The following is a 17036-nucleotide window of genomic DNA, read 5'->3' as shown; positions in this document are numbered from 1 at the left end:
ATCAGCACGCGGGCGATGTGAAGCCAACGCGACTAGCGTTTTTGCAGATCACGATCCGTCAACGGACGCGCCGCGTCCTCGATCATCAACGGAACGCCATTGCGAACGGGAAATGCGAGACCGGCCGCCTTGCTGATCAGCTCTCGCGCCGAAGCGTCATAGATCAGCCGCGTCTTCGTCAGAGGACAGACAAGAAGCTCGAGGAGCTTCGGATCGACTGCGCTCGCCTGCTCGTCGTCGTTCTCTGTATCCAAGGCCACGTCAGACAACCTCGCGCGGTTCCGTCGTCTTATTGCAGCGTCGATCCGCTGCTGCCGTTCGAAGCGAGATCGATTTCAGCGAGCGCAACCAGCACCTCGGCGCGAGATTTCAGATCTTTCGCTTCCAGCAGCGCTTGTTTTTCTTCCGGCCCATAGGGGCACATCACCGACAGCGCATTGATGAGAAACTCGTTCGACGCACGCTGGATCGTCGCCCAATCCGTCTTCAAGCGGTTGACCTCGAGATAAGTCTTCAGCACGCGCAGCAGGTTCTTCCGGTCGACAAGCTCTTCTCCGAGCCCTTCCGTCAAATCACTGGCAAAGCGGTCGTAGCTGACGCTCATGATGCGATACGGCTTTTCCGTTTCGGCTTCCCCGACGCATTCGAACCGCGTGATGCCGGTCAACGTGATGATCAGTCGGCCGTCGTCGAGTTCCTGATACGACGTCACCCGCCCTGCACAGCCGACGGCGCGCAGCTTCGCAGCCTTGTCGAGCGGGCTTTCCTGATCTTCATCATCCGCGAGCATCGGCTGCAGAATGCCGATGACACGCGCGCTCGACATCGCATCATCGATCATTTCGAGATAGCGCGGCTCGAAGATGTTGAGCGGCAAGGTTGCGCGTGGCAGCAGGATTGCGCCGCGAAGCGGAAAGATGGGAATCCTCGCCGGCAAATCCGCCGGCCGCGCATAACGTTCAGTAAGCGTCAAATTCATCTCCGCAGGCACGCGTGTTCTTCTCAACGAAACAGGATGGACGACAATCTGCGGCGTCCGTCATTCACAAGCGGCTCTTTCGGACCCCAGGCATCGAAGAATTGCAAAAGTTGCTTGCGCGCCGCCTCCTCGTTCCACTGGCTGTTCATCCTGACGAGATCAAGCAGAAGATCAAGGGCTTCGCCGCGTTCGCCATTTGCCGCGAGCCCGACGGCGAGGTCATAACGTACTTGATGATCCTCGGGATTTTCTGCAAGCCGTTGCTTGAGCGCCGAAAGATCGCCGGCTGACGAACCTTTCTCGGCGAGCAGCACCGCGGCTTCGACGCTACGGACGGATGCGACCTCACGCTTGTCGGGCGGCACCAGAGCCAGCGTCTGCTTCGCGCGAGTGGCATCGCCGCTGCGCAGATAACAGGACGCGAGCCCTGCCAGCGCTTCGGCATTGGTCCGGTCCTCCTGCAGAACGGTGGCGAAGATTTCCGCTGCCGCCTGCAGATCGCCTTGCTCCATAAGGTCTTCAGCGGACTTCAGGAGTTCACCGAGACCGAGGTCCGCATCGTCCGCGATCAGGCGATCGACGAACGCCTTGATGGCGCTCTCCGGCTGCGCGCCGACGAACCCGTCGATCGGCTGGCCGTCGCGAAACGCCAAGACCGTCGGCAGCGACTGAACGCGAAGCTGCGCCGCAACCGCCTGGTTTTCGTCGACATTGACTTTCGCCAGCCGAACCTTGCCGCTGTAGCTGCGCACGACCTTCTCGATCAGCGGCGTCAACTGCTTGCATGGGCCGCACCACGACGCCCAGAAATCGACGATCACCGGTATCGACTTGGACGCGTCGATCACATCCGCCTTGAACGATGCCGTCGTCGTATCCTTGATGACGTCCCCGGCAGCGGCAGCTCCCGGGCCAGACTTTTTCGTGCCGAATTCCATAAGTCTCAACTCCTCGCCACAGCGTCTGCGGCGGTCAGCGCCATGACGCGGGGCTCATGGCCAGTGGATCGAATGAACCGCAAAAGGTCTTCACAAGCAATGTTGGTCGTCGCCGTATTTTCCAGGGGGTGACAGTTCACGCTGTCATGCGCCATCAGCGCCTCATCCACGACCACGGCGACACGCCCCTCGACATCGTTTGCGACGGCGAACGCCGTGACCGACCCCGGCGTAACGCCGAGCGTACTCATCAGCAGCTCGGGCTTTCCGAACGAAAAGCGCCCCATCCCTAAACGCTTGGCGAGCCCCTTGAGATCAACCACCGTCGCGCTTTTCGCGATGACGAGGACAAGACGGCTCCGATCGTCCTTGAGGAACAGGTTCTTCGTGTGCGCCCCAGGCAACGCGATCTCGACGGTCGCGCTTTCCGCCACCGTGAAGACGGCCGGGTGGTCGATCGTGGTCGTCTTAATATCCAGATCGTTGAGGCGGAGCAGCAGCTCGTCGCGGGTGAGGGGCATATCGGCATTCTTCTTTCGCTGCAAAGCCGTTACCAGCCTCTCCGGAGGTCTGTCCTGCGGCGTGGTGGTCAGTCGCTTTCCGCCCCTTGCAATGGGTTGGCACTTGCGCCATAAGGCGTGTCTCTCGCCGCCGCAAGGCGTCGAGGACATGGATTTGCGGGTGTAGCTCAGGGGTAGAGCACGACCTTGCCAAGGTCGGGGTCGAGGGTTCGAATCCCTTCGCCCGCTCCATATTTTACAGGGACGCCCCACCCTGTTGCCGGTATCGCAATCGACAAAACTCGCGTTTCGAAACCGTCGCTCGAGGCGCCGTGCGTCGGCGTGCCCCATTTCTCAATGAACAGGCCGAAATCCCCGCCAATCCTGGGTGCTCCGATTGAAACCGATCTCGTTTCGGCGAGCCTCTGCCCGCTGCTTCGATAGCTCCGCAACCTTCGACAGAGCGCTGCGTTGCTCATGCACGAAGAGCCGACGGACGACACCTTGCGAATTTGAAAATTCGAACTCGGCTCGGAAGCACAGAGGTTCAAGATGAAAAAATATGTAAGCGCGTTGGCTGCACTTGGCGCAGCGTTGTCTTTGGCGGCGTTCGCTCCAGCGGCTGAAGCCGCGCAGTTTGGCGGCGGTCACGGCGGAGGAGGCGGCTTCTCCGGTGGTCATGGCGGCGGATTTTCCGGCGGACATGGCGGCGCCTTCAGAGGCGGCAATTTCGGCGGCGCTCGCATGGCTCGCAACTTCGGCGGCCATCACGGCGGATGGGGCGGCCGAGGCCACGGTCATGGCCATTGGCATGGCGGCGGCTGGTACGGCTGGGGCCCAGGCATCTACCTCGGCGACCCATATTACGATGACGATTATTACGACTATTCGGACTGCTATTGGCGCTACGGACGGCGCTACTGCAGCTACTAATCCGCAATTCGAATAGCATGGCAGAATGGCTTCGGATTTAACCGTCCGGAGCCATTCTTGCGCTTTGCCGGTCGAAGCTATTTATCTTCGCAGTCGCGTCCGCGCGCCAACTCCATCGAAAGGCAGCACATGAAAACGAGCACAATCGCGTTTGCTACCATGGCCGCCGCCTTGGCATGGCTTGCGAGTAGCGCCAACGCCAGCGCGGCCCATCACCAGCACGCGCATCATTCCTACAAACACCATTCACACAAGGCGCATGTCGCGCACCATCACAAACCTGTTGCACAAAAGCGCAAAGGCTATTCGCGCCGCGGCCCGCTTTACGGATACGGTTTCGGCTTTTCGACGTATGCCGGCGACCCGTTCTATAAAGACGATTATTTCGACGGCCGCCGCTGTTACTATCTGCACCGCCAGGATTTCTGCCGCGGTCCGAAATCGCTCGAATGGCTCCGCTGGAAATAACTCCCTTTATGTCGGCGAATGCATAAGCCGGCATACAAAAATGTAAGCGTAGCGCGATTGCACAAGATCTGCGAAAACGCGCTACCTCACAAATCCGTATGGAGAAGCACGAAATCGCGATCGTTATAGTTGCTCCCGGCGTCAAGGCGGCGCCGCCAATTGAGGAGACGACGTAATGAGGACGATACTGGGGATAGCAATTCTTGCTGTCACGATGGTGCTCGGTGCGGGGTATGCGAGCGCTACCGTCAACGCAAACGTTCAGGCTCTGAATCACATTTCCAAGCAGGCATCGCAGACGCAGAACGTCTACTGGCGCCGCCGCTGGCATCATCGCCACCGCCATTGCTGGTGGAGACATGGCCGCCGCTATTGCCGCTGGTGGTAACATTCGAACGTGTGCGGCGACGCAATTCGTGCGCCGCACATTCTTCTCTGCGCCGCAGATGCGCCAACCTCAAGCCACACTCGACAAGCAAAATGCACTCGCAATGTCACAGAAGGGTGCATTCGATTGAAGCACATCATTCAGGTCATGCAGGCTGCATTGGCATGTATGATTATGGTGGCCGTAGTTTTCAGTATTCCCGTATTCGCTTCGGCCTTCCCAATACGCGTGGACATGTCGTTATCGCGCTGGAAGCAGTTACTCCCAATTCATCCCCCCGCAAATAACCGGCTTCCGACTTAGCGCGAATTCTAAGCGAATTGAAAAGGCCGCATTTGGAGTGCGGCCTTTGTCGTCTGAGGCCGCGCCGTGCACCGACAGCAGCCGTCGGCGGGCGCGCTGTCTCAAGTTTCTGCTGGAGAGCATTCAGAAACGCGATCGGCATCAGAAAACCGCATCATTCGTTGCGAAGACGGTGTCTTCTCCGCTTGCCTCACTTGAACGCCGTCTAGGAAACTCATAGGAAAGAGCGGGCCGTAAGGCCTTGCGAAGCTCACTGCGTGCGCGCCCGCGAGGCGCCAGAACAGGGACGACCCGCGTCATGACCGCCATCACCAGAATGTTCGTTATCCGGCCGCTCGCACTCTTCGCGATCATCGGAACTGCGCTCGCAATGGCGGGCTGCGGAATCAATACGATTCCTACATATGAGCAGCAGGCGAAAGCCAATTGGAGCGAGGTCCTGAACCAATATAAGCGCCGCAGCGACCTCATCCCGAATCTCGTCGAATCCGTGAAAGGTTTCGCAGATCAGGAAAAGACGGTGCTGACCGAAGTCACGGAAGCTCGCAAGCAGGCGACGAACATTCAGATCCCGCCGGACATCCTTACCAATCCGGATGCCATGAAGAAATTCCAGGATGCGCAGTCGACGCTCGGCGGCGCGCTCGGCCGGTTGATGGCCGTCGTCGAACGCTACCCGGACATTAAGTCGGGACAGAACTTCCTGGCGCTGCAGAGCGAGTTGGCCGGCACCGAGAACCGCATTGCCATCGCGCGGCGCGATTACATCGACGCCGTCCGCGCCTACAATACCGAAATCACGACGTTCCCCGGACGCCTCTGGAAAACGGCGCTCTATCCTTCGGCCAAGGAGATGGCGACATTCGACATCCCGGCCGAAGAGCAGAAGGCGCCCAAAGTCGATTTCGGCAAATCGTAACGGCAGCGGTTTGAACTCCTTGGCGGAGTCCGCCCGATGACGGTCGCAGCAATCGCCGCCCGGTCCATGATGACACGTCGCGAGCCTTGGGGCAGCGTGCGCAACGCACTGCTGGTCCTGCTTGCGGCGTGCACTATTTTGATCGCGCCGGCGTTTGCCGCGCCGAACTACCCGGAGCTTGCCGGCCGCATCACCGATCAGGCCGGTCTGCTCACGCCACAGGACAAGGCGGACCTCGAACGCACACTCGCCGATCTCGAGCAGACCTCGACCGACCAGATCGCCGTCGTCACGGTGAAGTCGCTCGATGGCTACGCGATCGAGGACTACGGCATCGGCCTCGCGCGCAAGTGGGGGATCGGCCAGAAGGGCAAGGACAACGGCATTCTGCTGATCGTCGCGCCCAACGACCGCAAGGTGCGCATCGAGGTCGGCCGCCGCCTCGAACCGTATATGACCGACACGATGTCGGCGCTCATCATTCAAAATGCGATCCTGCCGAAGTTCCGGCGCGGCGACTACGCCGGCGGCATCAAGGACGGCGTTCGCGACATTCGAACCGTTGTTCTCGGCGACCCCGAAGAGGTGAAGCGCCGCGCGCAGGGCGGCCACGCTTCGCCCGAGGACTCGGCAGACATGTTTCAATTGCTGATCTTCTTGGCATTCGTCGCCTTCATCCTTTGGATCAACTACAACAGCGCGCGATCGATGCAGACCGGCACACCCGATGGACGGCGCCGCCGCGGCGGCATCGTCATCATACCTGGCGGCTCCGGCGGATGGGGCAGCGGAGGTGGCTGGTCGAGCGGTGGCGGAGGAGGCGGCTGGTCCGGTGGCGGCGGAAGCTTCGGCGGCGGCGGAGCATCGGGAAGCTGGTAGCAATGACGGCGAAAACAACGGAACGATTGCGATCGATGGGCTTCATCAGCAGCACAGACGCCGAGCGGATTTCCGATGCGATCACCAACGCCGAGCGCACGACGTCGGGCGAAATCGTCGCCGTCATCGCCGATCAAAGCAGCCGTTACGACCACATCCCGCTGATGTGGGCGGCGCTGCTGGCGCTGATCGTTCCCTGGCCGCTCATCTACTTCACCTGGATGAAGGTCCAGATCATCTTCCTCATCCAGCTGGTCGTATTTCTCGCGCTGTTCTTCCTCGCGTGGCATCCGAAAGTCCGCATGGCGCTCGTGCCGCGCTCGATCCTGCGCGCCAACACCCGGCGGCGCGCCGCCGAGCAATTCCTCGCGCAGAACCTCCATACGACAACCGGACGGACGGGCGTCCTGATTTTCGTCTCGCTCGCCGAGCAGCGCGTCGACATCATCGCCGACAGCGGCATCGATCAGCGCGTGCCGAAAGGAACATGGCAGTCGATCGTCGATGAATTCACGAGAGAGATCGGCGCCGGCAAAGCGACGGACGGTTTCGTCCACGCCATCGAGCGTATCGGCTCGCATCTCTCGGAACATTTTCCGCCGGGATCGATCGATCCGAACGAGCTTCCCGACCATCTGATCGTGCTGCGCGACTGACAGCCGAAATTGGCTGAGATGCGCCGGGCACGCGCACTCAAGCGTCGACGAAGGGGGACTTCATGGCGACAGGCGCTGCAAGCGAAGCCGCGAACCGAGCCTCGACGGCACCTCCTGAACCCGAACGCGCCCCATCGCGAGCCTTGGTGTCGTGGATGCTGTTCGATTGGGCGACGCAGCCGCACTACACGCTCGTGCAGACATTCCTGTTCGCGCCCTACTTCGCTAACGCCATTGTCCAGAACCCGGTCTGCGGCACGCTTATCGCGGAGGGCAGCGAGAATGCTGCCTGCGGACAAGCGCTCTGGGGTTACGCGGCCGCCGTCGCCGGTTTGCTGATCGCCGTGCTGAGCCCGTTTCTCGGCGCTGCGGCCGACGGACGCGGCGCACGCAAACCCTGGATGGCCGCGCTCTCACTCGTCTTTCTCTCCGGCCTGAGCGCTCTCTGGCTCGGAACGCCCGGCGCACCGTTGACGACAATCCTGCTCGTGCTCGCGGGCTTCGTCGCGGCAACCTTGGCCGCCGAACTGATGAGCGTCTTCTCGAACGCGATCATGACCGGCCTCGTGCCGCGAAGCGAACTCGGCCGTTTGTCAGGAACAGGCTGGGCCGTCGGATATTTCGGTGGCCTCGTCAGCTTGGCGCTCGTCGCAGGCTTCCTGGTTCCCATGCCAGGAGCAACGACAACGCTTCTGGGCCTCGATCCGCTACTGAACCTCGACGCAACCTCACATCAAAGCGACCGCATCACCGGCCCGTTCGCCGCCGTATGGTTCGCGATTTTCATCATCCCGTTTTTCCTGTTCGTCCCCGACAGGCGAACGCCGCGCAGCCCGAACGAGCCGCAGCATTCCGCGGCGACCGAACTTTGGCACACGATCAAGTCCCTGCCGTCGATGCCGAGCCTCATGGTCTTCCTGATCGCACGCATGATTTTCACCGATGGCTTGACCGCGATCTTCGCCTTCGGCGGCATCTACGGAGCATCGATCTTCGGCTGGGGACCGCTCGAACTCGGCATGTTCGGGATCGTTCTGACGCTCGTCGGCGCATTCGGCGCCCTGATCGGCGGCCGCCTCGACGATCGCTTCGGACCGAAGACCGTCATCATCGTCGCGCTTCTGGCGCTCGTCGCCGGAGCGGTCGGAATTCTCTCGGTCGACAAAACGCACATCCTGTTCACGACCGAGGTTGCGGAAAAGGTGACGGGATCAAAACCGTTCTCGGCGACGGGCGAGCAGGTGTTCCTCGCCTTCGCCATTCTCGTCGGCCTCGTCGCGGCACCCGTGCAGGCCGCCAGCCGCTCGCTGCTCGCCCGCTTGGCGCCAGCGGAAAAGATCACACAGTACTTCGGCCTGTTCGCCTTCTCCGGAAAGGTGACGGCGTTCCTCGCGCCGTTCGCCGTTGCGTTCCTAACGCAGCAAACCGGCAGCCAGCGCATCGGCATGTCCGCGATCCTCGCGTTTCTGCTGATCGGCGTCGTGCTGATGCTGTTCGTCCGCACAAAACCGCATACGAACTAACCCAGCCTCTCACAAACTAATGAGCAATCGCAGGGCCATTCCCTCTCCCCGTTCTTCACGGGGAGAAAGTTAGGGTGAGGGGCAGGCATATGCGCAAGCGCCAGCCTTCAGCACCGCCGATGCGGCCACCGCTCTCTCAGAGACACCACAAATTCCCCTCCCCCTTGCGGGCAGGGCAAGTGAGCAATCGCAGGACCATTCCCTCTCCCCGTTTTCACGGGGAGAGGGCTAGGGTGAGGGGCAGCCATAAGCGCGAGCGCCAGCCTTCAGCACCGCCAACGCGCAACCCCCCACTATTCCCCTCCCCCTTGCGGGGAGGGGTTAGGGGTGGGGGTACGAGCCAGCCTCAATGCCGGAAGTGGCGAACCCCGGTGAATACCATCGCGAGGCCACGCTCGTCGGCCGCCTTGATCACCTCGTCGTCGCGCATCGAGCCGCCCGGCTGAATGACCGCCGTGACGCCCGCATCCGCCGCCGTGATCAATCCATCGGCGAACGGGAAGAAGGCATCCGACGCCACGACCGACCCGATCGTCAGCGGCGCATCAAGGCCTTGCGCCTTGGCAGCTTCCGCCGCCTTCCAAGCGGCGATGCGCGCCGAGTCGACGCGGCTCATCTGGCCGGCACCGACACCGACCGTCGCGCCGCCCTTGGCATAGACGATGGCGTTCGACTTGACGTGCTTCGCCACCTTGAACGCGAATTTCAAATCGGAAAGCTCGCTGGGTGACGGCGCGCGCTTGGTGACGACCCGCAAATCGAGATCATCGGAATTCTTGTTGTCGCGCGTCTGCACGAGGAAGCCGCCCGCGACCGACTTAACGAGCAAACCAGCCGCGCGGCTCTCCGCCAACCCGCCTGTCAGCAGCAGCCGCAGATTTTTCTTCGCCGCGAAAATTGTCTTCGCCTCGTCGGTTGCATCAGGAGCAATGACGACCTCGGTGAAGATTTTGGTGATTTCCTCAGCCGCGCTTTTATCGATCGCCTGATTGAGCGCCACGATGCCACCGAATGCGCTGACGGAATCCGACGCCAGCGCTTTCAGATACGCATCCACAATCGATCCGCCGATCGCCACGCCGCACGGATTGGAATGCTTGATGATCGCAACCGCCGGGACGTTGGCATCGAACTCCGATACTAGTTCGAACGCCGCATCCGTATCGTTGATGTTGTTGTACGAGAGTTCCTTGCCCTGCAGCTGTCGCGACGTTGCGACACCAGCGCGGCCACGATCCGAAATGTACAGCACCGCCGACTGATGAGCGTTCTCGCCATAGCGGAGCGACTGCGCGAGCTTGCCGCCGAACGCGCGCCACTCCGGCGCAGGCGTTTCAAGCACACCCGCAAACCAATTGCTGATCGCAGCATCGTAGGCCGCCGAACGCGCGAAAGCCTTCGCTGCAAGCGCCTTGCGGAAAGAAAGGCTCGTCGCGCCATCGTTTTCGGAAAGCTCGGTCAACAGTCGCGCGTAATCTTCAGTCTCGACGATGACCGCCACGCTGTCATGATTTTTTGCGGCCGCACGGATCATCGCCGGACCGCCGACATCGATGTTCTCGACGCAATCTTCATACGACGCGCCCTTCGCTACCGTCGCCTCGAACGGATAGAGATTGACGACCAGAAGATCGATCGGAAGGATGCCATGATCGCGCGCGGATTTTTCGTGCTCGGCGTTGCCGCGCATGCCGAGAAGACCGCCATGCACGCGCGGATGCAGCGTCTTCACTCGGCCGTCCATCATTTCCGGGAAGCCGGTCAGCTCCGAAACGTCGATGACGTTCAGTCCCGCCGCTTTCAAAGCTGACGCCGTCCCGCCGGTCGATACGATCTCAATACCCCGCTCGGCCAATGACTTGGCGAAGGCCAGAAGCCCCGTCTTGTCGGAAACCGAGAGCAGCGCGCGTCGTATTTTCGGATCGGCCATAGTCACCCCGCATGGTTGTGAGACGCGGTTATCACGCTCTCACCCGCAAGGCCATCCTACTCAAAGTGAAACGCGCGATTGTGCCGCGTATACCGGCAAATTCGACCGATCAGCCGAGCATGTCAGGCTCGCAACGCATCGACCAGTGAACGTCGGTTTCGCCGAACGTCGTTCCGCGCAGCACGATCTGCAGCGACGGCCTCGGGCCCGCGCTATCGACATAGAAAATGCTTTCCTCGATCGTCAGCGTCGAGCCCTTGGCGCTGAACATCCAGATGCGTCCATCCGGGAGCTTCACGCGGCAGAGGCTCGGCTCGTCGAGCGTGCAGCGGCAATCGGGATGCAGATGAAAATGGATCGCGTAAGGTAAATCGGTCTTGAGCCGAAGCTGCCCTTTCGGCGGCCTCAGCGCATCGACGCCCTCGAGCGTATTGCCGTCGGCAGATAGCGACAGACGGCGCGAATGGATCAGCCCGAAGCGCTTCAGATAGCCATCGTGGCTGGTATCGATAAAGATCTGTCCGTCCTTTTCGCCGGACGCCGAAAACACATTGTCCGGACCTTTGATCGGCATTCCCCCGATCATCGCCTCGAGCTGCGGATGACGCACAAGGCGCGACGACGATGTTTCCGCAAGCGCGAGCGTGTTGTGGCTCGCCGTCGCGCGCGCGGCAGACACCCAGCTTTGATCGGCAGGACCCGGAAACCCGCCATTCGCCAGCACCAGATATTGCCGCGACGACATTTCGAACGAGAGTGCGCCGGCTTGCGCTTCCGTCGCCATTTCGAGCGGCGGCGGCGAGCCGACATCGACAACGATCGTCGTATCTCCACGCTCGAGACGGGCGTAACCGGACGCCTGCGCCGCAGACGGCAATTCGAGATCCGCTCCCGAATATCCGAGCACAGTTGCGACCGTCGCAGGCGAGCCCGTGCTGACGCCATTGAAGCGCGCCAGCATGCCGTCGCCAAGACGCATGAAGCGCAGGAAGCCCAGGGATTTCTTGACCGACGCGCTGATTTCTTCAGGCGGTTGCCGTCCTCGCGAATGGAAGCACTGACCAAGCGGCAGCAAATCGAGGATCAGATCCGCGAGCACGCTGGCACTGCGGCTCACGTGCCCGCCGTCCTCCAGGATTTGCCGCTGCAGTTCCTCGATGAGAGACTCTTGCGCGTCCTTGAGCTGCCGGTCGTGACCGGAAACCGCGAGATCGGAAAGCACCAGCGCGATGAGGCAGGTCAGGCGCGGAATTCCATCCGGCGCGCTCCGCCATGTCGCTTTGAGCGTAACGATCTGCTGACCGATGTTCGACATTACCGCCGAATAAGACCGCGCATCGAGATCTTCGAGCAGCATGCCCGCTTGCGCGATCCAGGAAATCAGCCGGCGTCCGACGATCTCCGGTTCATAAGCGATCCCGCTCGCCGCATTGCGTAGCGAAATCCAATCGAGCACGAGGTCGCGCGCTGCTGCCGCTGCTTCCTCTTCTTCCGTTGCCGCGAGATGGCGAAGCCAGCCGAAACCGTGCAGCTCGCGTGCCCAGGCCGGGCTCGGAGGCTTGACGCGAAACGGCGACGCACCCTTAAGGTCCGCGATTTGCGAAGCGAGGCCGAAGTGACCGTGCGCAACTTCGCTCCAGAAACTCGGATCGGCCGCACGCAATTCCTGCGGCACAATGAGGATCTGATCCGCGCCGGCTCCCGCATAGCGCCAGCGAAAAATCGGTGACGATAGCGTCCGCGTCAAAGCCCGCCGCCGCAGCCGCTCGACCGACAGCGAGCGTATTTTCAAACGCTCCGTGACGTTGAGACTCGCCATGCGGTTCCCTGACTGACGCGTGATGTCTTCCGAACTAGCCTTGCACCGGCGCGAAAACAAGGCGCAGCGCTCAGGTATCCGTTAACAATCGGCCTTGACCAGCATCGCCGCATAGAAGCCGTCGAGGCCGCGAAGTCCGTCGGGAAATTCTGAAAAATACGAGGGCAGCGTCCGGAGATCGCCGTCGGCCGTCCGCCACAGCAGCGGGATGACCGTCTCGTCGAGGGCGATCGGCCGCCGCCGAAAATCGCGATGCTCGGACAGAAACGCCGCGATCTGTTCCTCGCCTTCTTCCGGTTCGAGCGAGCATGTGCAGTACAGCAGCGTGCCGCCGGACTTCACGAGACTCGCCGCCTGCCGCAACAGCTTGGCTTGCAAGGCCGCAAGCGCCGCGACATCCTCGGGCCGCTTCAGATAAAGAATATCCGGATGGCGCCGGATCGTGCCCGTTGCGGTACACGGAGCATCGAGCAGCACGACATCGAACGCCGTCTCGCTGCTGAAGCTTTGCGCGTCCGCAACCGAAATCTCCGCCGAGAGACCGAGGCGCTGCAAATTTTCCTGCAGACGCGCCAATCGACCCGCTGATTTATCGACGGCGAGGACGCGCGCGCCGCCCGCCGCAAGTTGCGCCGTCTTGCCGCCGGGCGCAGCGCAAAGATCGAGAACCGAGAGCCCACTCACGTCACCAAGAAGCTTCACCGGCAGCGCGGCGGCGGCGTCCTGAACCCACCATGCGCCGTCATTGTAGCCGTCAAGCTCTTCGATGCGTCCGACATGCGAGCAGCGGATAGATCCTGTCGGCAACGCAACGCCATTGAGGCACGATGCCCACGTGTCGGCGTCGGATTTGACGGTAATGTCGAGCGGCGGCTCCGAGAGCGAAGCGCGCGCGATTTGCCGGGCCTCGGCGACGCCATACGTGCGGCTCCACCGGTCAATCAGCCAGTCCGGAAACGTCAGCATGACGTTGTCGAGCGATGCCAGACGTCCGCTGCCGCTTTCGCTCAGCCGCCGCAACACGGCGTTGGCGAGATTACCGAACCGCTTACCGATGCGATCCGCGCGACACTGATCGACCGCGAGCGAAATGGCCGCGTGCGGCGGCGTTTTGATCAGCAAAAGCTGCGCAGCCGCTGCGAGCAGGATTTGCTCCAGCCGCCCAAGATGCTCGGGCAATGGCTTTTCAAGATACGTCCGAAGCACGGCTTGCAGCGAACCGCGATTGCGCAGGACCGTCGTCGCAATCAGCCGCGCAAACGCGCGGTCACGTGCCACCAGATTTCGCGCCGCCGCGGCTTTCGCAAATACATCGTCGAACGGCCGCTTCTCGATCAGCACCGAGAACAGCGCCGAAACGGCGACGTCGCGCGCTAGCAAGCCATCCGCGCTGGACGGCGGTGCAGACGGATTCGGCGCGCTTCGCTGACGCGCTGGAGGGCGCTTGCCATACCGGGCGCCACGGTCGTTCGTCACGGCCTTCGACACGTCAACCCCACGGGCTCGGAGGTTTCGTGTACTTCTGTCCGCCGATCCAGACTTCGCCGCGGCTGTCGTCCGACGCATTGGGCATCGCGTCCCAGTCTGTCGGCTCGGCTTCGCCACGAGCCGCAGCCGACGTCACGCCCATCTCGCGGGCCATCGCCTCAAGCGCTGCGATCCGGTTCTCCACGTTCGGATGCGTCGAGAAAAGATTGTCGACGCCATGCCCGTTGAGCGGATTGATGATGAACATGTGCGCCGCCGCCGGAACGGCTTCCGCTTCCGGATTTTCAACGCGCCGCGCCGAGCGGTCGATCTTTCTGAGCGCCGAGGCAAGCCAAAGCGGATTTCCGCAAATCATCGCGCCCATGCGATCGGCCTGATATTCGCGCGAGCGGCTGATGGCCATCTGCACGAGGCCGGCCGCCATCGGCGCGATGATCACCGCCGCCAGCGTACCGATGACACCAAGTCCGCCGCGCTCATCGCTGCGTCCGCCGCCGAACAGCATTCCGAATTGCAGGTACTGCGCGAACATCGACACCGCGCCGCCGATCGTCGCCGCGACAGCCATCGTCAGCGTATCGCGATTTTTGATGTGCGAAAGCTCGTGCGCCATGACACCCGCAAGCTCGTCGCGGTTCAAAGTTTCGAGCAGCCCCGTCGATGCGCAGACCGCTGCGTTCGATGGGTTGCGTCCGGTCGCGAATGCATTGGGCTGCGGATTGTTCATCACATAGACGCGCGGCATCGGCAGCCCGGCCCGTTTCGCGAGATCACGAACGAGCTGAACGTATTCGGGCGCCGACCGGTCGTCGACCTCCTGCGCATTGAACATGCGCAACACGGCCGTGTCGGACTTCCACAGGCTGAACGCGTTCATGACCATCGCCGCGAAGAAGGCGAAGACCAGACCGGACTTACCGCCGACGGCAGCGCCGAGCGCCACGAAAATCGCGGTGAGCACAGCGAGAAGAAGCGCTGTCCTGGCATAGTTCATCGGCATTCGTGACGGATCCCATAAGCGACCACCGGCCATCATGCGGCCGACCGCAGCATATATATGGTCCCGTCAAGATCGTATAAAGGCCTGAAGGAGCCGCCCTCCGGCCATAAATCAAGGTGCCGCTGTCGTGAACACCGATCCCGATCGAGAAAAGAACGCTGAAGCTTCAGAGCCGAATGGCGAAGCCCGGCCGCTCACTCCGGAGGCGCAACGGGCGCTGGCGGAGGCCGAAGCACGCCGCCAGCAGGCCGCCAATCAAACACGACCGACCGAAGTCGGTGGCCGTTCAGGACCCGAGCCGACCCGTTTCGGCGATTGGGAAACGGGCGGCATCGCGTCGGACTTCTAGGCTGCACCGCGCTTGTTCTGCCGGTTCGTGATCAGTTCGTCGACGACCGCCGGATCGGCAAGCGTCGAGGTATCTCCGAGATTTCCAAAATCATCCTCGGCGATCTTGCGCAGAATGCGGCGCATGATCTTGCCCGATCGCGTTTTCGGCAGACCCGGCGAAAACTGGATGAGATCCGGAGACGCGATCGGCCCGATTTCACGGCGCACGTGCGCGACAAGATCTTTCTTCAGGCCGTCGTCGCCGTTCTCGCCAATGATGAGCGTGATGTAGCAGTAAATGCCCTGTCCCTTGAGATCGTGCGGATACCCGACGACCGCGGCTTCCGCCACCTTGGGATGCGAGACCAGCGCGCTTTCGACTTCCGCCGTTCCCATGCGATGACCGGAAACGTTGATGACGTCGTCGACGCGGCCGGTGATCCAGTAATAGCCGTCGGCATCGCGCCGGCAGCCGTCGCCGCTGAAGTACATTCCGGGATAGGCCGAGAAGTACGTCTTTTCGAAACGATCGTGATCTTTGTAGATCGTGCGCGACTGGCCGGGCCAGCTATCGAGAATAACGAGGTTGCCCTGCGCTTCGCCCTCGAGCAATTGCCCCTTGTCGTCGACCAGCGCCGGCTGCACGCCGAAGAACGGTTTCGTCCCGGACCCCGGCTTCAAGTCGGTCGCGCCGGGCAACGGCGAAATCATGATGCCGCCGGTTTCCGTCTGCCACCACGTATCGACGATCGGGCAACGGCCTTCACCAACGACATTGTAATACCACTCCCACGCCTCAGGATTGATCGGCTCGCCGACCGACCCGAGAAGGCGAAGCGAGGAACGGCTCGAGCGTTTGACGAGATCATCGCCCGCGCCCATCAGCGAGCGGATCGCCGTCGGCGCCGTGTAGAAAATCGACACCTTCCACTTGTCGACAACGTCCCAGAAGCGCGATGCGCTCGGATATGTCGGAACGCCTTCGAACATCAGCGACGTCGCGCCGTTCGCAAGCGGCCCGTACACGATGTAGGTATGACCCGTCACCCAGCCGACATCGGCGGTGCACCAGTAGATGTCGCCATCGTGGTAGTCGAAAACGTACTGGTGCGTCATCGACGCATAAAGCAGATAGCCGCCGGTCGTATGCACCACGCCCTTCGGCTTGCCCGTCGATCCTGACGTATAAAGAACGAACAGCGGATCTTCCGCCCCCATTTCTTCCGGCGGGCATTCGGGCGAAACGGATTCGAGTTCCTCGTGCAGCCAAAGATCCCGGCCCGGAGTCCATGCCACCGGATTGCCGGTGCGGCGCACGACGAGCATTTTTTTGTCGCCTGTACATTTGGCGAGAGCGGCATCGGCATTCTTTTTCAGAGGAACGGGTTTGCCGCCGCGCAGACCTTCATCCGCGGTGATGATGACCGTCGATTCCGCATCTTCGACGCGGTTCTGCAAGCTGTCCGGCGAGAAGCCGCCGAAAACAATCGAATGCACCGCGCCGATGCGCGTGCAGGCGAGCATGGCATAAGCCGCTTCCGGAATCATCGGCAGATAGATCGTGACGCGGTCACCCTTCTTGACGCCGTGCTTCTTGAGCACGTTCGCGAACCGCTGCACGCGCTCGGAGAGTTGCCGGTAGGTGATCGTCTCGCTTTCGTTCGGGTTGTCGCCTTCCCAAATGATCGCCACCTGATCGCCGCGTGTTGCCAGATGCCGGTCGATGCAGTTCGCGGAGACGTTGAGCGTACCGTCCTCGAACCAGCGGATGTCGACGTTGCCGGGTTGGAACGAGGTGTTCTTGGCGCGGCTGTAAGGCTTGATCCACTCGAGCCTCTTGCCGGCGTCCGACCAGAACCCCTCGGGATCGGAGACGGACCGCTCATACAATTCCCGGTACTGATCGGCGTTGATGTACGCGCGTTCCGCCCACTCGGCGGGAACGGGATAAACTTTGTCGGACATTTCGAACGTTCCTCCGGC

Annotated in this window: 17 protein-coding genes and 1 tRNA gene; 9 read left to right on the top strand and 9 right to left on the bottom strand. The window is 61.7% G+C overall.

Annotated elements, in window-relative coordinates:
• Positions 1-32: 32 nt before the first annotated feature.
• From HYPGJ_RS02085 to HYPGJ_RS02070, 4 genes are read right to left on the bottom strand one after another with little or no spacing between them, the layout of a single operon-like run.
• The gene (locus tag HYPGJ_RS02085; RefSeq protein WP_083984007.1) at positions 33-260 is read right to left on the bottom strand and encodes a Trm112 family protein; all 228 of its coding nucleotides are present in this window, start codon (positions 258-260) and stop codon (positions 33-35) included.
• A 29-nt stretch (positions 261-289) separates the two neighbouring features.
• Positions 290-973, bottom strand: coding sequence for an LON peptidase substrate-binding domain-containing protein (locus HYPGJ_RS02080; RefSeq protein WP_046845819.1), 684 nt, complete (start codon positions 971-973; stop codon positions 290-292).
• A gap of 29 nt (positions 974-1002) precedes the next feature.
• Positions 1003-1917 carry a thioredoxin gene (gene trxA, locus HYPGJ_RS02075; protein WP_046845635.1) on the bottom strand — a complete coding sequence of 305 codons (915 nt, stop codon included), beginning with the start codon at positions 1915-1917 and terminating at the stop codon, positions 1003-1005.
• A gap of 5 nt (positions 1918-1922) precedes the next feature.
• Positions 1923-2588 (bottom strand): prolyl-tRNA synthetase associated domain-containing protein, encoded by a 666-nt coding sequence (locus HYPGJ_RS02070; protein WP_083983994.1) that lies wholly within the window; start codon positions 2586-2588, stop codon positions 1923-1925.
• 6 nt (positions 2589-2594) lie between these two features.
• Here HYPGJ_RS02070 and HYPGJ_RS02065 point away from each other — a divergent pair.
• The 8 genes from HYPGJ_RS02065 (at position 2595) to HYPGJ_RS02030 (ending at position 8486) form a co-directional block, all read left to right on the top strand.
• Positions 2595-2669 (top strand) — tRNA-Gly (locus tag HYPGJ_RS02065).
• A gap of 300 nt (positions 2670-2969) precedes the next feature.
• Entirely contained in the window at positions 2970-3350 is a 381-nt protein-coding gene (locus HYPGJ_RS02060) for a hypothetical protein (protein WP_046845633.1), read from the top strand.
• Positions 3351-3479: 129 nt separating this feature from the next.
• Positions 3480-3818: a hypothetical protein gene (locus HYPGJ_RS02055; RefSeq protein ID WP_046845818.1), complete on the top strand. Its 339-nt coding sequence runs from the start codon at positions 3480-3482 to the stop codon at positions 3816-3818.
• A 175-nt stretch (positions 3819-3993) separates the two neighbouring features.
• Positions 3994-4206: a hypothetical protein gene (locus HYPGJ_RS02050; RefSeq protein WP_046845632.1), complete on the top strand. Its 213-nt coding sequence runs from the start codon at positions 3994-3996 to the stop codon at positions 4204-4206.
• A gap of 601 nt (positions 4207-4807) precedes the next feature.
• Positions 4808-5428 (top strand): LemA family protein, encoded by a 621-nt coding sequence (locus HYPGJ_RS02045; RefSeq protein WP_046845631.1) that lies wholly within the window; start codon positions 4808-4810, stop codon positions 5426-5428.
• A 36-nt stretch (positions 5429-5464) separates the two neighbouring features.
• Positions 5465-6307: a TPM domain-containing protein gene (locus HYPGJ_RS02040; RefSeq protein ID WP_052750757.1), complete on the top strand. Its 843-nt coding sequence runs from the start codon at positions 5465-5467 to the stop codon at positions 6305-6307.
• Positions 6308-6309: 2 nt separating this feature from the next.
• Complete coding sequence (locus HYPGJ_RS02035) at positions 6310-6963, top strand: TPM domain-containing protein (protein ID WP_244465976.1); 654 nt, start codon at positions 6310-6312, stop codon at positions 6961-6963.
• Positions 6964-7025: 62 nt separating this feature from the next.
• Positions 7026-8486: an MFS transporter gene (locus tag HYPGJ_RS02030; protein WP_046845630.1), complete on the top strand. Its 1461-nt coding sequence runs from the start codon at positions 7026-7028 to the stop codon at positions 8484-8486.
• A gap of 346 nt (positions 8487-8832) precedes the next feature.
• On the opposite strand, the gene purH is transcribed toward HYPGJ_RS02030, so the two are convergent.
• From purH to htpX, 4 genes are all read right to left on the bottom strand, one after another.
• Positions 8833-10416, bottom strand: coding sequence for a bifunctional phosphoribosylaminoimidazolecarboxamide formyltransferase/IMP cyclohydrolase (gene purH / locus HYPGJ_RS02025; protein WP_046845629.1), 1584 nt, complete (start codon positions 10414-10416; stop codon positions 8833-8835).
• A gap of 109 nt (positions 10417-10525) precedes the next feature.
• Positions 10526-12235, bottom strand: a complete 1710-nt coding sequence (locus tag HYPGJ_RS02020) for a heparinase II/III family protein (protein WP_046845628.1) — start codon at positions 12233-12235, stop codon at positions 10526-10528.
• 81 nt (positions 12236-12316) lie between these two features.
• Positions 12317-13723 (bottom strand): RsmB/NOP family class I SAM-dependent RNA methyltransferase, encoded by a 1407-nt coding sequence (locus HYPGJ_RS02015; RefSeq protein WP_052750756.1) that lies wholly within the window; start codon positions 13721-13723, stop codon positions 12317-12319.
• Position 13724: 1 nt separating this feature from the next.
• Positions 13725-14717, bottom strand: coding sequence for a zinc metalloprotease HtpX (htpX, locus tag HYPGJ_RS02010; protein WP_046845627.1), 993 nt, complete (start codon positions 14715-14717; stop codon positions 13725-13727).
• Positions 14718-14850: 133 nt separating this feature from the next.
• Here htpX and HYPGJ_RS02005 point away from each other — a divergent pair, with 133 nt between their 5' ends.
• Positions 14851-15072 (top strand): DUF1674 domain-containing protein, encoded by a 222-nt coding sequence (locus HYPGJ_RS02005; protein WP_046845626.1) that lies wholly within the window; start codon positions 14851-14853, stop codon positions 15070-15072.
• Here the strand turns inward: HYPGJ_RS02005 and acs are convergent.
• Complete coding sequence (gene acs / locus HYPGJ_RS02000) at positions 15069-17018, bottom strand: acetate--CoA ligase (RefSeq protein WP_046845625.1); 1950 nt, start codon at positions 17016-17018, stop codon at positions 15069-15071. The two genes, HYPGJ_RS02005 and acs, sit on opposite strands and share 4 nt — an antisense overlap.
• Positions 17019-17036 lie beyond the last annotated feature (18 nt).

Origin of the sequence: Hyphomicrobium sp. GJ21 (assembly GCF_001006785.1) — a bacterium.
Classification (GTDB): domain Bacteria; phylum Pseudomonadota; class Alphaproteobacteria; order Rhizobiales; family Hyphomicrobiaceae; genus Hyphomicrobium_B.
This window is presented reverse-complemented; position numbering and strand designations above follow the sequence as displayed.

Bases quoted from the DNA above. Each gene is read 5' to 3' on its own strand.
- trxA (WP_046845635.1), bottom strand. From the start codon at position 1,917: ATGGAATTCGGCACGAAAAAGTCTGGCCCGGGAGCTGCCGCTGCCGGG.
- HYPGJ_RS02070 (WP_083983994.1), bottom strand. From the start codon at position 2,588: ATGTCCTCGACGCCTTGCGGCGGCGAGAGACACGCCTTATGGCGCAAG.
- HYPGJ_RS02060 (WP_046845633.1), top strand. From the start codon at position 2,970: ATGAAAAAATATGTAAGCGCGTTGGCTGCACTTGGCGCAGCGTTGTCT.
- HYPGJ_RS02055 (WP_046845818.1), top strand. From the start codon at position 3,480: ATGAAAACGAGCACAATCGCGTTTGCTACCATGGCCGCCGCCTTGGCA.
- HYPGJ_RS02050 (WP_046845632.1), top strand. From the start codon at position 3,994: ATGAGGACGATACTGGGGATAGCAATTCTTGCTGTCACGATGGTGCTC.
- HYPGJ_RS02045 (WP_046845631.1), top strand. From the start codon at position 4,808: ATGACCGCCATCACCAGAATGTTCGTTATCCGGCCGCTCGCACTCTTC.
- HYPGJ_RS02040 (WP_052750757.1), top strand. From the start codon at position 5,465: ATGACGGTCGCAGCAATCGCCGCCCGGTCCATGATGACACGTCGCGAG.
- HYPGJ_RS02035 (WP_244465976.1), top strand. From the start codon at position 6,310: ATGACGGCGAAAACAACGGAACGATTGCGATCGATGGGCTTCATCAGC.
- HYPGJ_RS02030 (WP_046845630.1), top strand. From the start codon at position 7,026: ATGGCGACAGGCGCTGCAAGCGAAGCCGCGAACCGAGCCTCGACGGCA.
- purH (WP_046845629.1), bottom strand. From the start codon at position 10,416: ATGGCCGATCCGAAAATACGACGCGCGCTGCTCTCGGTTTCCGACAAG.
- HYPGJ_RS02020 (WP_046845628.1), bottom strand. From the start codon at position 12,235: ATGGCGAGTCTCAACGTCACGGAGCGTTTGAAAATACGCTCGCTGTCG.
- htpX (WP_046845627.1), bottom strand. From the start codon at position 14,717: ATGAACTATGCCAGGACAGCGCTTCTTCTCGCTGTGCTCACCGCGATT.
- acs (WP_046845625.1), bottom strand. From the start codon at position 17,018: ATGTCCGACAAAGTTTATCCCGTTCCCGCCGAGTGGGCGGAACGCGCG.